This is a genomic window from Pseudoalteromonas sp. 2CM36K (genome assembly GCF_023161865.1).
GTDB lineage: Bacteria > Pseudomonadota > Gammaproteobacteria > Enterobacterales > Alteromonadaceae > Pseudoalteromonas > Pseudoalteromonas tetraodonis.
In genome coordinates this window covers 1-15,534 of sequence record NZ_JALNTK010000005.1, presented here as the reverse complement: position 1 = coordinate 15,534, position 15,534 = coordinate 1, and the positions used below count along the sequence as shown (strand labels likewise).

Genomic DNA, 15,534 nt, shown 5'->3' with positions numbered 1-15,534 from the left:
TTTTGGCTATTACGCCATAAAATCAACACCTTCTTTGATATCTTTTTTCAGCGTTTCAAGCATGTCATTTTTAGCTTGCTCTTCAAATGCGCTTAAAGTGCCGTAAGAAAGAATTTCTTCTACGCCATTTTTGCCTAAACGTACTGGGTGTGCAAAGTACTCTGCATCGCCATTTTCAACAGCAACGTATGCATAATCTACAACGTCTTCACCTTGTAGGCCTTTAACTAGAGACATACAAAAACGTGCTGCTGCAGCACCCATAGATAATGTTGCAGAACCACCGCCCGCTTTAGCATTAACTACTTCAGTACCTGCATTTTGGATACGAGGAGTTAGTGTAGCCACTTCTTCATCAGTGAAAGTAACACCTTCAACTTGAGAAAGTAACGGTAGAATGGTTGTGCCTGAGTGGCCACCAATCACTGGTACTTTAACACTTGCTACGTCTACGCCTTTAAGTTCAGCAATAAACGCTTCAGAACGGATCACATCGAGTGTTGTAATACCAAATACACGCTTAGCATCGTAAGTACCTGCTTTTTTGAATACTTCAGCAACAATCGGTACAGTGCCGTTAACTGGATTAGTGATAATACCTACAAGCGCTTTAGGACAGTTAGCAACAATGCCTTCTGCTAATGTTTTAATGATACCTGCGTTAACATTAAATAAATCTGCACGATCCATACCTGGCTTACGCGGCATACCCGCTGGGATTAAAACAATATCACAACCTGTTAATGCTTTATCTAGTGCATCTGCACCAAAACCTTCAACTTTTACATCTGTTGGGATATGAGAAAGGTCAACAGCAACACCAGGAACTACTGGCGCAACATCATATAGTGATAATTCTGAACCAGCTGGTAAGCCTGTTTTTAATAATAAAGACAACGCTTGACCGATACCACCTGCAGCACCTAATACAGCAACTTTCATTGGAATTCTCCGTGATTTGAGGAAGGAAATATTTGTGGTTCATAAGATAAAGAAATTAGCGACTAAAAACAAATTTATCCTGCCTATTTTAACTATATTTTCGACCATAGTTGTAAACTTTGCTGTTTAAACGCAGCAAAACCTAAACAACTGCTGCATAAATATGCATTTTTGTGTAGAATTTGCAGTATCGACAACATAACTAACTAGACACTATGCAACCACAAGACAAACAAGAAGCATTGGTAAAAGCCTTTAAAGCACTTTTAAAAGAAGAAAATTTTGGCTCACAAGGCGAAATAGTCGACGCATTAAAAGAACAAGGCTTTGATAATATTAGCCAAAGTAAAGTGTCGCGGATGTTAAGTAAGTTTGGCGCGGTACGTACCCGCAATGCAAAACAAGAAATGGTGTACTGTTTACCTGCCGAAATGGGTGTACCAACCGCTAAAAGCCCGTTACGCCAGTTAGTTATTGACATTATGCATAACGAAATGATGATTATTATTCGCACCAGCCCAGGCGCTGCGCAGCTAATTGCCCGTTTACTTGACTCATTAGGTAAAGCAGATGGCGTATTAGGAACAATTGCCGGTGATGACACTATTTTTATTGCGCCAGCGAAAGTATCAGAAATAGACCTCACATTAGAGCGTGTGCGTATTTTGTTTGATACGGTTTAAACACGTTTGGTTATCATTGTTACGGCTATGCTAATACGTAGCCGTTACTGGCTTGTTTTATAACTGCTTTAAAAATCGCACTGAGGGTGCAAAAAACGCAGAGCCCATATCTGCTTGAGTAAAATCAAGCCAATGATCGTAATGCTCCCCCTGCCCTAAACGGCTGTTGAGCACTTTCTCGAATGCATCCCCTTTAGCCGAGCACATAATCATTAACATTCCCTGCTCATACACGTCGCCATAAGGCATACTTTGATTTAGTAATAATGCTTGCCCCTGTTCATCTTTTAATTCACTTCGGGTCGCATGGCTGCTTTCAAGTGCGGGGCTTATTAGGGTATTGTCGAGACGAGTACGCCCCATTATTTGTTCTTGTTCTTGCAACGACAAGTGCTGCCATAACGTTAAGTCATGCTTATAGCGCTGAACATGAATATAGCTGCCTTGATCTTCAAAGCTATCGGGCTTATTAACGAGGGCCGTTACCCGTTTTTGACGACCATGCGGAGTATCGCCCGCATAAATAAAACCATTAAAATCACGGCCATCTAAAAAACGAAAATTTCGAATTTGCTCCACCAGCTCAACATCAGGGTTGAAAAGTTTTAATATTTGCAATGCAAACAGGTGGTTCACATCTTCTCTGTCTGAGCGGATTTGCACAAATAAATCGCAAGGTTGGGCACTCATAACAAAGTCGCTATGGGTGATATTAGGAAAGCTTTGCAGCTCGCTTGGCATATAATCGGGCAGAATGTGTGGCCAGTATTGCGCGCCAATAGCGACCATACAAGAAAGCATAGATTCAGAGAACTGATCACTAAACTCATCTTCAATATCGCTCACTTTTTTAAGCTTAGCGCGAAGTGATTCGTCGTGACCATCAAGTACATTAAAAAATAAGTGCAAACCGTGTAAGTTTGCTTCAGCACAAATCCCTGATTGCGCTTGCGCCATTGTTATTCCTTACTTTTTAGAGCAAAACACAGCGATTAATTACGATTTAAAAAAATTCACCGTGTGCGGTTTTATTTTTATTATAACCTGTTCATTAATTTCAAATGACTGGCCATACTGGGCTGCAACTTCTATTTCTTGCTCAGCAATAACCACAGTGTATACATAAGCAGAGCCAATAAAGCGACTACTTAATATACTAACCCGCTCACATTGCTGTTGCGTATCGTTATTACTAACAAGTTCAAGTTGATGCGGACGCACATAAATAACGCCCTTATCCGCCACGCCATGCTGCTGTGGCTGTATTGATTCAACCACCCCAAACTGCGTTTGATATTCAGTGGCGGTTAATGCGGTGGCGCTTAAGTATATGCCCTGACCCAGAAACTCTGCAACCTCCTTTGAACGTGGTTTAGCAAAAAGCTGTTCTGGCGTACCTTGCTGCGCAATTTTACCTTGGTGCATAACCGCAAGCGTATCTGAAAAAGCAAACGCCTCTTCTTTTGAGTGAGTAACAAACACAGCCGATACTTGCTGCGCCTTAATAATGCGCCTAATGTCGGCAATTAACTCAAATCGTACTTGGGTATCAATATTAGAAAATGGCTCGTCAAGTAACAGTAAGCTAGGTTTATATGCTAATGCGCGTGCAATCGCTACTCGCTGCTGTTGCCCACCAGAGAGTTGATGAGGGAATCTATCGGCGCAGCCTACTAGGTGCACAAGCTTTAGCATTTCACTTACGCGTGCGTGTTTATCTGCTTTGCTCATGCCGCCAAGCCCAAACGCAATATTATTAGCCACCGTTAAATGCGGAAATAACGCATAGTCTTGAAACATCATGCCAATATTACGATGCTCAGGTGAAACAAACGTATTAGCATCACTGACTAGCTTACCATCAATAAATACTTGCCCTTGTTTGGCTTCAATTAATCCTGCAATGGCTTTTAGTGTGGTGGTTTTACCGCAGCCACTGGCTCCGAGTAAACACACTATTTCGTCTTTACCTAAGGTTAAATCTAAATTATCTATCACCTTAGTCCCGTTATATGCATAGCTCACGCCTTGTAAAATCAAACTACTCATTTAGCTACGCTGCTCCATTGAACGGTTAATAAAATATAACGGAATAAACCCCACCACCACAATAAACAAAGCCGATATAGAGGCCAGCTCTAATTGTTCATCGCTTACATACTGAAACACATGAGTTGCTAAGCTTTCAAAATCAAAAGGCCTTAACAACAAAGCTGCGGGTAGCTCTTTCATACACTCGATAAAGACCAATAAACCGGCGGTTAATAAGCCTCGGCGTAATAAAGGTAAGTGCACTAAGCGTAATGTGCGCCCTTGGCTTTTTCCCATTGACTGGCTTGCCATATCAAGGGAGGGACTAATGCGCGAAAAGCTCGACTCAATAGCTCCGTGTGCAACGGCGTAAAACCGCACTATATAAGCAAAAATAATAGTGAGTAAGCTACCAGTAAGTAATAAGCCAATATCCAAATCATAAGGAGCTAAAGTGCGGTTAATAGTATTTTCTAATAGGGTGAGTGGCAACAATACCGCTATCGCTAATACTGTGCCGGGTAACGCATAGCCCGTACTGGCCAAACGCCCGGGTATTAATGGATTTTTTTGTTTAGCAATGCGCTGATAAAACACCACTAAAACACTCAGTATAATAGTCACCACACTGACTACAGCCGCCACTTTTAAACTTTGCCATGCATAGCTAAAAAACTCACTATTCCACGCTTGATCAAAATACATCACTGCATATTTGAGCAATACAACCATCGGAATAATAAACGAAATAATTAAAATAAAGCTACAAAACCCAGTTGCTAGCCACGCAGACTTGCCTTTGAGGATATAAAGCGCTTCACTGTTCACACTCGATTGACGCTCAAACACCGCTTGGTTACGACGGCTAAAACGCTCGGTGATCAATACTAAGAACAGCAGTAGTAACATCACCCCTGAAATTTTTGCTGCTGCAGTTAATGAATAATAGCCAAACCAGGTATCGTATACGGCGGTGGTTAATGTACTGACAGCAAAATAGCTTACGGTGGCAAAATCAGCCATGGTTTCCATGCTGATCAAAGCAAGGGCCGCTACAATGGCACCACGGGATAATACAAGGCTGACTTTAAAAAAGCTTTTCCATGCATTTAGCCCCATTAACTGACTGGCTTGGACTAACTTAAAAGATTGTTCTCGCAGTGCAGTTTTAAAAATTAAATATAAATACGGGTAGAGTACCAGCGCAATCATAACAATAGCCCCTGGTAAGGTGCGTATATCAAAAAACCAGTAGTCACTTGGCGACTGCCAACCAAACCACTCTCTTAGAGTTATTTGTACCGGCCCCGCATAGTCGAGTAAATCAGTGTACACATAAGCAATAATATAAGTAGGCATGGCAAGAGGCAGCATCAATGCCCATTCAAACTGTTGTTTGCCAGGAAAACGACAATAAGCGGTGAGCCAACCCAGTGGTAACGCAATGGCGCAACTAAGCAGCCCTACACCTAAAACCAGTAATACGGTATTACTTATATAGTCCCACAGTACGGTATTCCACAGGTGGGTAAATACCTCTGAGTCGCCTTGTAAAGATTCTAATAGTAGGAAAAACAACGGGGTCGACAGCAATAACCCCGTCGACCACGCAATAAGCTGCCATTTCGACAGCTGAAATTTATAAGTCATTAAAGATCGAACTTCACCTCATCAATTAGCTTAAGGGCTAACGGACGATATTTGCTAATTTCATCAAGCGGTAAGCTGTCTTCCTTAAAGCTTCCCCATGATGCAACCAAACTAGAAAGTTTTACACCTGGCTTAACCGGATACTCCATATTGAGCGAGGCATACATATTTTGCGCCTTATTGTCGGTCATATACTCTATGAGTTTCAAGGCATTTTCAGGGTTTTTAGCATGCTTAGTAATAACTGCACCCGATACATTTATATGTGAGCCTCGGTCAGTTTGATTTGGAAAGTTAATATGAACGGCTTCAGCCCATGGTTTTTGTGCTTCGTCTTGCAGCATTTTTCCCAAGTAATAACTATTACCTAAGGCTAAATTACATAAACCTTCTTTAACCGCTTTAACTTGCGCTCGATCGTTACCTTGAGGTTTACGCGCTAAATTAGCTTTTACACCCTCAAGCCATGTTTTCGTCTGTGCTTCACCATGATGAGCAATCATAGAAGCCACAAGGCCTAAGTTATATGGGTGTTTGCCAGAGCGAGTACAAATTTGTCCTTTGTATTGCGGCTCAGCAAGCGCTTCGTAGGTAAGGTTAGGCAATGCGCCTAAACGCTCTTTTGAAGAGTAAACATTACGCACGCGCTTAGTGAGCGCTACCCACTGGCCATCGCCATCACGAAATGCCGCTGGGACATTATTATTAACCAGCTCGCTTTCGATGGTTTGCGTAAGATTTAGCTCTTCTAATTGAATTAAAGCACTAAAGTTTGAGGTTAAAACTAAGTCGGCTTTGCTGTGTTTCCCTTCACGCTTAACACGTTCTATTAAGCCTTTTTTAGCAAACACCACATTGGTTTTAATGCCCGTTTGCTGTGTAAAATCGTCTAAAATAGGTTTAATTAAAAAAGGTTGTCGAAATGAGTAAATATTCACAACATCAGTTGCAACAGCCGGTGCTGAGGCAATTAATCCAACAACAAACGCGAGTGTTTTTTTCATATTTTCTTACCTAACTAATAATTATTATCATTAATTTTACCGCGATGTACTAAAAAGTGCACACTTTATATAATCACTTCGTGATAAATACACCCAAAAAAGAAAACCCCTGTAAGACATCTCTTACGCTTATGACAGCTAATGAGTAAAAACACTCTGTATAACACCACAAAAACATAACAAGTCATTGTATTTTATATAATTTAAAAATATTTCATTTGTAAGAACCTAAACCATAAGCGGTTTTATCCTACATTTACTGCAAATCACTCTCTATAATTAACCCATAAATAAGCAACGACGCTTACCGAGTAAATGGAAACGGACTAACTACTCGAATTCCAAGGTTTGGTTTTTAGGATAACAGGGATTTAAGGACAGGCTCAGGATGAGTATCGCAATGGATTGTTGCATAAGGGATAGCATCCGGATGATGCGTAATGGATAACAACACGAAAAAGTTGTTGCTAAAGGATAGGGAATAAGACGGACAGGCCATTAAGGCAACACAACGGAATGGTAGCAAAAGGAATGCACTCGGATGTGCTATAAGGATAGGTAATAGATTTTACCGTACAGGATGTTTCAAGGATTTAGGGAGACAGGCTCGGATAGCCTATATTACATAGAACTAGAAAGTAATATTGTAATAACAAGGAACGTAAAAATTGGAGTTGATTAGGTTCAATTGCAGGATGCAACAAAGTTAGAAGATTCCGCAAGCGCGACTAGAGATGGTTCGCGCTTTTCTTTTGCCTGAAAATCAACGCTCAGCCAAGATTATATACATTCAAACTATGAACAAGCATTAAACTCAGTTTTTTGAATGTTCGTGCCCTGCTTTTTATTCGGGCCTGCCTTTATTGCGCTTACCGAGTAAATAGGCGTCGCGAAATTTGATAAAATGCTGCTCTAATTTAATACTTGCATCAACCTCACCAGCCAATGCCAATACCATAATAGCCACTTCTGCCGTACCTAACTGGTGAGCATGGGGTGCTACACGTAATCGGTAATCTGAGAGCTTTTGTGCGGTAATAGAAAGCACTGGTAAGTTATCTAAATAAGGACTTTTGCGGATCATTTTTTTAGCTTCACGCCATGTGCCATCTAAAAATATAAATAAAGGCGTTTTACCTGCAACAGGCTCTACTTGCGTTACTACTCTATCTGTTTCAACATCTTCTGCCGGAAAAATCACAAAAGGCTGATATTTATCATTATTCAATAATGCTAATAAAGCAGGATCTGGGGAGGTTCTATCCCAACGAAACGCATAATTGTCAGGGACTATTTCAGCAATTAAACGCCCTGTATTAGACGGTTTAAAACTTTCATTATGATACATCAGTAAACAAACCGCAGCGTCGCAACTTGCATACTCAGCGCCCTCACAAATACAGTAATGCTTGGCAATTAAGCATTGCTCACAGCGGTCCATCTTACCGCCCCGGGCATTAAACTCGCGTCGAGATTCACTTATTTGCTGGGCACGTAACGCTAAAACTGAATTTTTGAAACCTTGAGTCACTGTGGTTTATTACCTATAAATTGATGGCTGCGCATTGTAGCTAAAATAAAAGAAAATAGATATCTGCGGGCTGCGGGCTGCGGGCTGCGGGCGCTAGTAAAATAAAACACCGAGCTTTTTGCAAGCATAACTTTTATGTTGCAGGCGTGAACTAACCTCGCACAGGTTTAATTTTGAGGTTTTAAGCTCGTTGCTCGACACTCGCAGAACGACATACTTTAACCTTTTTGCACCATAAAGACGCTGCGCTATACAAGTAGCCCTTTGCTAAACGCTGAGGCTATAAAAACAAAAAACCCAAGCCGAGGCTTGGGTTTTTTATCACGATTAACTAGAAGAAATTACTTCTTCTTTTTAACTGCTTTTTTGTTTGGTAAATCAGTGATTGAACCTTCAAAAATTTCAGCAGCAAGGCCGATTGATTCGTTCAATGTTGGGTGAGCATGAATTGTTAGCGCTAGGTCTTCACCATCTGCACCCATTTCAATACCTAGACCGATTTCGCCCAGCATTTCGCCTGCGTTAATACCAATCATAGCACCACCGATGATACGGCCGCTTTCTTTATCAAAAATAAGCTTAGTAGAACCTTCAGTACGTGAAGAGGCAATTGCACGACCCGATGCAGCCCAAGGGAATACTGCTGTTTCAATGCTTAAACCTTGCTCTTTCGCTTCTTTTTCAGTTACACCCGCCCATGCAATTTCAGGGTCAGTGTAAGCAATTGAAGGAATACACTTAGGATCAAAGTAATGTTTTTGACCAGAGATAACTTCAGCAGCAACATGACCTTCATGAACCGCTTTATGCGCAAGCATAGGCTGACCCACTAAGTCACCAATTGCAAAAATATGTTCTACGTTAGTACGTAATTGCTTATCAACGTTAATAAAACCACGCTCATCAACATTCACACCCGCTTTATCAGCGTCTAACATGTTACCGTTTGGTGTACGACCTACAGCAACAAGTACTTTGTCGTAACGAACTGGCTCTGCTGGTGCATTTTTGCCTTCAAAAGTAACATATAATCCGTCGTCTTTTGCTTCAACGCCAGTTACTTTAGTTGAAAGCATCACGTTAAACTTGTCTTTAACATGCTTTTGGTAAATTTTAATGATGTCTTTATCAGCAGCAGGAACAAGCTGGTCTGCAAATTCTACAACGTCAATTGCAGAACCTAGTGCACGGTAAACCGTACCCATTTCTAGACCAATAATACCACCACCTAAAACAAGTAGTTTTTCAGGAACATCTTTAAGCTCTAGCGCGCCCGTTGAATCAATAACACGATCATCTTCTGGGATGAAAGGTAAGTTTACAGGTTTAGAACCCGCAGCAATAATTGCGTTATCAAAGGTAATGGTTGTTTTACCGTCAGCGCCTTCAACATCTAAAGTGTTGCTACCAGTAAATTTACCGTAACCAGATACAACTTTTACTTTACGCATTTTAGCCATGCCGTCTAAGCCACCTGTAAGCTGGCTAACAACAGACTCTTTCCAAGAACGAACTTCATCTAAGTCAATTTTTGGTGCGCCAAAAGTAACGCCGTGAGATGACATTTCTGCAGCATCATCAATCACTTTAGCTACGTGTAAAAGTGCTTTAGAAGGAATACAACCAACATTAAGACATACACCGCCTAATGTCTCGCGAGATTCTACTAATGTAACTTCTAAGCCCAAGTCAGCAGCGCGAAAAGCCGCAGAGTAACCACCAGGACCACCGCCTAGTACAACAACTTGAGTTTTTAATTCGTTGCTCATGCTATTACCTTTATTGTTTGAACGGGACACAGCCCCAAAATTTAACTGCCATGTTTCTGCAAGGCAGAAAAGGGCATTTGTGCAAATATTGTATCATTGCAAATGATAAAAATCCCAGCTAAAAACAACTGGCTGGGATTTGATTTTACTCACTCTGTAGTGATCACATCACTAACTGGCGTATATCACTCATGTAACTTGCAAGAGTAACAGTAAAGCGTGCAGCAAGTGCACCGTCAATTACTCTATGGTCGTAAGACATTGAAAGTGGAACCATTAGCTTAGGCTCAAACTCTTTACCATTCCACTTAGGCTTCATTTCAGATTTAGACACACCTAAAATAGCCACCTCAGGTGCATTCACAATCGGCGTAAATGCCGTACCACCAATACCACCTAGGCTTGAAATAGTAAAACAACCACCTTGCATATCTGATGAACTTAACTTGCCATCACGCGCCTTTTTAGAAATATCCATAAGTTCGCGAGAGAGTTCAATAATGCCTTTTTTATCAACATCTTTAAATACTGGCACAACCAAGCCATTAGGCGTATCAACCGCTACACCAATGTTGATGTACTTTTTAAGGATTAAGCTTTCGCCATCCTCTGAAAGCGATGAATTGAATGTCGGGAACTCAGCAAGCGCTTTAGCTGCTGCTTTCATTACAAACACGAGTGGCGTAATTTTAACACCTAGCTTTTTCTTCTCGTTAAGCGCGTTTTGCTCTTTACGGAACTGCTCAAGGCTCGTGATATCCGCTTCATCAAACTGGGTAACATGTGGAATTTGTACCCAGTTACGGTGTAAGTTTTTACCTGACAGCTTTTGGATACGAGAGAGTTTTTTCTCTTCAATTTCACCAAACTTAGCAAAATCAACTTTTGGCCACGCAATTAATCCAAGCTCACCGCCACCGGCATTGCCTTTAGCTTCAGGCACTTGACCAGACTCAACTTGCTTAACCAGTTGCTTAACATAGTTTTGCACGTCTTCTTTAACAACACGGTTTTTACGGCCCGTGCCTTTAACGTTGGCAAGGTTAATACCAAACTCACGTGCTAAACGACGAACAACTGGCGATGCATGAGCATAAGCGCTGTTGTTTTCAAAGCTCTCAGCACTTGCTTTTTCAGGCGAAGCAGTTGGTTTTGACTCTGCTTGAGCTGCTGGCTTAGATTCAGCCTTTGCCTCGTCTTGTTTTGCAGGCGCATCACTTGGCGTGCTACCTGCTACTTCAAATACAAAAATCAATGAGCCCGTTTTAACTTTATCGCCAGTCGCTACTTTAATTTCTTTTACAGTACCTGCAAACGGTGCTGGTACTTCCATTGCCGCTTTGTCGCCTTCAACGTTTAAGATAGATTGCTCTTCTTCTACGCTATCGCCAACCGCAACCATAACTTCGGTTACTTCAACTTCGTCGTCACCAATATCCGGTACGCTAACTTCTTTAGTGCTTGATGCCGATGCCTGTTCAGCAGACTTCTCTTGTGCTTTTGAATCAGCTGCAGGGGCACTTTGGTTATCACCACCCGCCACTTCAAAAACAAATACTAATGAGCCCGTTTTCACTTTGTCACCAGTATTTACTTTAATTTCTTTTACAGTGCCGGCAAAGGGTGCTGGTACTTCCATTGCCGCTTTGTCGCCTTCAACGTTTAAGATAGATTGCTCTTCTTCTACGCTATCGCCAACCGCAACCATAATTTCAGTTACTTCAACTTCGTCGTCACCAATATCTGGCACAGTCACTTCTTGAGTGTCAGAACCTGAAGCTTCTGCAGGTGCAGCAGCTTCAGCTTTAGCCGGCGCTTCGGGCTCACTTTGTGAACCAGTTTCTTCGCCTTCAAAAATCATAATTAACGAACCGGTTGTTACCGTGTCGCCTTCGCTTACTTTAATTTCTTTTACTGTACCTGCTTGTGCAGCAGGTACTTCCATCGCAGCTTTATCGCCTTCAACACTTAATAGTGATTGGTCAACTTCAACTTTATCGCCAACACTCACTAGTATTTCGGTTACTTCTACTTCATCGCCACCGATATCGGGTACTTTAATTTCAATACTCATTGCAAACCTCTTATGCGTACAGTGGATTAAGTTTGTTAGTGTCGATGTTGAATTTTTTAATTGCTTCAACAACCACTGACTTTTCAACTTCACCACGTTTAGCAAGTTCAGATAATGTCGCAACTACCACGTAGCTTGCGTTAACTTCAAAGTGACGACGTAGGTTTTCACGGCTGTCTGAACGACCGTAACCATCTGTACCCAATACTTTGTAGTTATTGCTTGGGATAAATGAACGCGCTTGTTCTGCGTAGTTTTTCATGTAATCCGTTGCAGCAACGGTTACTGAGTCGTTTAATACGCTAGTGATGTATGGCGTTTTTTGCTCGCTTTCTGGGTTAAGCATGTTGAAACGTTCAACGTCTTGTCCATCACGGGTAAGTTCATTGAATGATGTTACTGAGTAAACATCAGACGCAATACCAAACTCTTCGCTTAAAATGGCCGCCGCTTTACGCACTTCAGTCATGATAGTACCTGAGCTTAATAGCTGTACGTTGGCTTTTTTACCTTCGTAGCTTTCAAGCTTGTAAATACCTTTACGAATACCTTCTTCAGCGCCTTCTGGCATTGCTGGCTGATGGTAGTTTTCGTTCATTAGCGTTAGGTAGTAGTAAATATTTTCTTGATCTTCACCGTACATACGACGAATACCGTCTTGCACAATAACCGCTACTTCAAATGCATAAGTAGGATCGTAAGAAATACAGTTAGGTACTGTGTTTGCAAGAATGTGGCTGTGGCCATCTTCATGTTGTAAGCCTTCGCCATTTAGCGTTGTACGACCCGCTGTAGCACCTAATAAGAAACCACGTGCTTGTTGATCCCCAGCCATCCATGCCATGTCACCAACACGTTGGAAACCAAACATAGAGTAGTAAATGTAGAATGGGATCATCGGTAAGTCGTTGGTGCTGTATGATGTTGCAGCAGCAACCCATGACGACATTGCACCTAGCTCGTTAATACCTTCTTGTAGTACTTGGCCTGAGGTTGCTTCTTTGTAGTAAGAAACAATATCACGGTCTTGAGGGGTGTAATTTTGGCCATGTGGGTTGTAAATACCGATTTGACGGAATAAACCTTCCATACCAAAAGTACGTGCTTCATCGGCAATAATTGGCACAATATTTTTACCAATACCTTTATCTTTTAATAAAACATTAAGTGCACGTACAAAGCCCATAGTGGTTGAAATATCACGCTTTTGCTCTTCAAGTAACGGCTTGAACGCGTCTACTTCTGGTAACTGTAACTTTTCAGAGAACTTAGCAATACGTGTTGGCGTGTAACCTTGTAATGCCTCACGACGCGCATGTAGATACTTGTACTCTGGAGAATCTTTTTCAAGCTCTAAGTAGGGTAGCTCTTTTAATTGCTCTTCTGATACTAAATCATCTAAGCCTAAACGAGAGCGTAAGTGAGCCACATGCGACATATCCATTTTCTTAACTTGGTGCGCAATGTTTTTACCTTCAGCCGCTTCACCCATGCCGTAACCTTTTACAGTTTTAGCAAGGATCACGGTTGGACGACCTTTCGTTTCTTCTGCTTTTTTGAAGGCGGCAAACAGCTTTGAAGGCTCATGACCACCGCGCTTAAGGGCGAAAATTTCTTCATCGGTCATATCAGCAACAAGTGCTGCAGTTTCAGGGTAACGACCAAAGAAGTGCTCACGTACGTACGCGCCATCTTTTGCTTTATATGTTTGGTAATCACCATCAACAGTTTCATTCATTAACTGTAGTAATTTACCTGTGGTGTCTTTAGCAAGCAATATATCCCAACCGCTGCCCCAAACAAGTTTAATAACATTCCAGCCAGCGCCTTTAAATAGCCCTTCTAGCTCTTGAATGATTTTACCATTACCCATTACAGGGCCATCTAAGCGCTGTAGATTACAGTTAACTAAGTAACATAAGTTGTCTAGCTTTTCACGGGCAGCAAAAGAAATAGCACCACGTGATTCTGGCTCATCCATTTCACCGTCACCTAAAAACGCATATACACGTTGGTTTTTAGTGTCTTTTAAGCCACGGCCATCTAAGTATTTTAAGAATCGTGCTTGGTAAATTGAAGAAATTGGACCTAAGCCCATAGATACCGTTGGGAACTGCCAAAACTCAGGCATTAATTTAGGGTGAGGGTAAGAAGGTAAGCCTTTACCGTCTACTTCCTGACGGAAATTATCAAGCTGCTCAGCGCTTAAACGCCCTTCAACAAATGCACGCGCATAAATACCCGGAGAAATGTGACCTTGATAATAAACTAAATCGCCGCCATCAACGTCATTTGGCGCTTTGAAGAAATGGTTAAAACATACTTCATAAAATGCAGCAGACGATTGGTAAGACGCCATATGGCCGCCTAAGTCGAGATCTTTTTTCGATGCACGCAATACAATCATAATCGCGTTCCAGCGAATAATTGAACGAATACGGCGCTCAAGATTTACATCACCTGGGTAAGCAGGTTCTTGATCAACCGGAATCGTATTAACGTAGTTTGTGTTAATGCCTGTTGGCATATCAACACCGTCTAAACGGGCTTGCTCTAACACTTGCTCAAGTAAAAACTGAGCTCGTTCAACACCTTCTTCGCGCACAACCGATTCAAGAGCTTGTAACCACTCTTGTGTTTCTAGCGCGTCTACGTCAATTTTATTGACTTCAGACATATGGAGGTTTCCTTATGTTTAAAATACTAATTTTATGTATTGAATACTTCACTGTTAAATCAAGTTAACAGTGAATGTACTTGCTTAATTTTGTTTGGTGCGTCTTAAACTACGTTCAATTCGCGAATGCTCTTTACCCGCTTCAAGCAATGCTTCTTCAATATAGGCTAAATGCGCATTACTCGCTAAACGAGCTTGTTCAGGATTACCGTCAATCACTGCATCCATTAATAAACGCCTGTGCTCGGCTAATTGGCTGCTTATATCTGACTTTTTAAGTAACACCGTTAAATTTTGTAAAACATTCTGCTCAAGTAAGCTTTGCATCCCTCTTACTAAATGCAGTAACACTACGTTATGAGACGCCTCAGCAATGCAAAAATGAAAGTCATTAATCGCTTTGGCTTTTTGCTTTAATTCATCTTTAGCTAATGCAATCTGATCAAAGCTCTGTTTTACTTTTGCAAAATCGTTGCTTGTTCCGCGAAGTGCTGCGTAATAAGCCGCAATTCCCTCTAGCGCATGACGAAATTCTAATAAATCAAATTGCGATTCGGGGTGTTTACTGATCAAATCAAACAACGGATCAGTCAGCCCCTCTTCCAATTGATTTTTTACATACGTTCCACCACCTTGACGACGGGTTACGAGCCCTTTTGCCTCAAGCTTTTGAATGGCTTCACGCAACGACGGACGCGACACTTCAAATTGCTTAGCGAGTTCACGCTCCGGTGGTAACTTTTCTCCTGGTGCTAACGACCCCTCAAGAATCATGTTCTCAAGTTGTTGTAAAATAACATCAGATAATTTTGCCGCTTTAATTTTTAAAGACATCAATCAACGTCCGCGTTGTATAAATGCTAACAGCCCATTAAATAAGGCTTTTAACTGAATGACCTGACCAAAAGGTAAATTGGTCATACCAAATTTTGCCATACGTTATCAAAAACCGTAATTACTGTCAATTTACAGCAGTTTTAAAGCCGTAAGGCCAGCGTAAGGTAATTTAAACAAAGTTCAAATAATACACAGAATGCAGAGGATAAAGAAAGGTTAATAAGATGAAAAACAAATGGTCAGACCAGCTAATTTTAATTTTCGGGGTTCGGGGTTCGGGGTTCGGGGTTCGGGGTTCGGGGTTCGGGGTTCGGGGTTCGGGGTTCGGGGTTCGGG

The 15,534-nt window shown here is 41.5% G+C and carries 11 protein-coding genes; 1 reads left to right on the top strand and 10 read right to left on the bottom strand.

Features of this window, described 5'->3' with window-relative positions; all coding sequences use genetic code 11:
- Window positions 1-9 precede the first annotated feature (9 nt).
- Window positions 10-942, bottom strand: a complete 933-nt coding sequence (mdh, locus tag MTN97_RS04105) for a malate dehydrogenase (protein WP_013465922.1) — start codon at window positions 940-942, stop codon at window positions 10-12.
- A 215-nt stretch (window positions 943-1,157) separates the two neighbouring features.
- Between mdh and argR the strand changes: the two genes are divergently transcribed.
- The gene (gene argR / locus MTN97_RS04100; protein WP_008114955.1) at window positions 1,158-1,625 is read left to right on the top strand and encodes a transcriptional regulator ArgR; all 468 of its coding nucleotides are present in this window, start codon (window positions 1,158-1,160) and stop codon (window positions 1,623-1,625) included.
- Window positions 1,626-1,682: 57 nt separating this feature from the next.
- Here argR and MTN97_RS04095 read toward each other — a convergent pair whose 3' ends face one another.
- From MTN97_RS04095 to pdhR, 9 genes are all read right to left on the bottom strand, one after another.
- The gene (locus tag MTN97_RS04095; protein WP_248473746.1) at window positions 1,683-2,582 is read right to left on the bottom strand and encodes a Dyp-type peroxidase; all 900 of its coding nucleotides are present in this window, start codon (window positions 2,580-2,582) and stop codon (window positions 1,683-1,685) included.
- Between the two features lie 39 nt (window positions 2,583-2,621).
- Complete coding sequence (locus MTN97_RS04090; RefSeq protein ID WP_248473745.1) at window positions 2,622-3,674, bottom strand: ABC transporter ATP-binding protein; 1,053 nt, start codon at window positions 3,672-3,674, stop codon at window positions 2,622-2,624.
- Window positions 3,675-5,306: an ABC transporter permease gene (locus MTN97_RS04085; protein ID WP_248473744.1), complete on the bottom strand. Its 1,632-nt coding sequence runs from the start codon at window positions 5,304-5,306 to the stop codon at window positions 3,675-3,677. It lies immediately after the preceding gene.
- Window positions 5,306-6,310, bottom strand: coding sequence for a Fe(3+) ABC transporter substrate-binding protein (locus MTN97_RS04080; protein ID WP_248473743.1), 1,005 nt, complete (start codon window positions 6,308-6,310; stop codon window positions 5,306-5,308). The genes MTN97_RS04085 and MTN97_RS04080 overlap by 1 nt, the downstream gene beginning before the upstream one ends.
- Window positions 6,311-7,154: 844 nt before the next feature.
- Window positions 7,155-7,841, bottom strand: coding sequence for a tRNA-uridine aminocarboxypropyltransferase (locus MTN97_RS04075; RefSeq protein ID WP_076921909.1), 687 nt, complete (start codon window positions 7,839-7,841; stop codon window positions 7,155-7,157).
- A 341-nt stretch (window positions 7,842-8,182) separates the two neighbouring features.
- A complete protein-coding gene (gene lpdA / locus MTN97_RS04070) occupies window positions 8,183-9,610 on the bottom strand; it encodes a dihydrolipoyl dehydrogenase (RefSeq protein ID WP_033103967.1) in 1,428 nt (475 codons plus the stop codon).
- A 163-nt stretch (window positions 9,611-9,773) separates the two neighbouring features.
- Complete coding sequence (gene aceF / locus MTN97_RS04065; protein ID WP_248473742.1) at window positions 9,774-11,684, bottom strand: pyruvate dehydrogenase complex dihydrolipoyllysine-residue acetyltransferase; 1,911 nt, start codon at window positions 11,682-11,684, stop codon at window positions 9,774-9,776.
- Between the two features lie 10 nt (window positions 11,685-11,694).
- Window positions 11,695-14,361 carry a pyruvate dehydrogenase (acetyl-transferring), homodimeric type gene (aceE, locus tag MTN97_RS04060; protein WP_248473741.1) on the bottom strand — a complete coding sequence of 889 codons (2,667 nt, stop codon included), beginning with the start codon at window positions 14,359-14,361 and terminating at the stop codon, window positions 11,695-11,697.
- Between the two features lie 84 nt (window positions 14,362-14,445).
- Window positions 14,446-15,195 (bottom strand): pyruvate dehydrogenase complex transcriptional repressor PdhR, encoded by a 750-nt coding sequence (gene pdhR, locus MTN97_RS04055; protein WP_008114937.1) that lies wholly within the window; start codon window positions 15,193-15,195, stop codon window positions 14,446-14,448.
- Window positions 15,196-15,534: the final 339 nt, after the last annotated feature.

Excerpts from the sequence above, each read along its gene's own strand:
- mdh (WP_013465922.1), bottom strand. The coding sequence starts at position 942 with ATGAAAGTTGCTGTATTAGGTGCTGCAGGTGGTATCGGTCAAGCGTTG.
- argR (WP_008114955.1), top strand. The coding sequence starts at position 1,158 with ATGCAACCACAAGACAAACAAGAAGCATTGGTAAAAGCCTTTAAAGCA.
- MTN97_RS04095 (WP_248473746.1), bottom strand. The coding sequence starts at position 2,582 with ATGGCGCAAGCGCAATCAGGGATTTGTGCTGAAGCAAACTTACACGGT.
- MTN97_RS04090 (WP_248473745.1), bottom strand. The coding sequence starts at position 3,674 with ATGAGTAGTTTGATTTTACAAGGCGTGAGCTATGCATATAACGGGACT.
- MTN97_RS04085 (WP_248473744.1), bottom strand. The coding sequence starts at position 5,306 with ATGACTTATAAATTTCAGCTGTCGAAATGGCAGCTTATTGCGTGGTCG.
- MTN97_RS04080 (WP_248473743.1), bottom strand. The coding sequence starts at position 6,310 with ATGAAAAAAACACTCGCGTTTGTTGTTGGATTAATTGCCTCAGCACCG.
- lpdA (WP_033103967.1), bottom strand. The coding sequence starts at position 9,610 with ATGAGCAACGAATTAAAAACTCAAGTTGTTGTACTAGGCGGTGGTCCT.
- aceF (WP_248473742.1), bottom strand. The coding sequence starts at position 11,684 with ATGAGTATTGAAATTAAAGTACCCGATATCGGTGGCGATGAAGTAGAA.
- aceE (WP_248473741.1), bottom strand. The coding sequence starts at position 14,361 with ATGTCTGAAGTCAATAAAATTGACGTAGACGCGCTAGAAACACAAGAG.
- pdhR (WP_008114937.1), bottom strand. The coding sequence starts at position 15,195 with ATGTCTTTAAAAATTAAAGCGGCAAAATTATCTGATGTTATTTTACAA.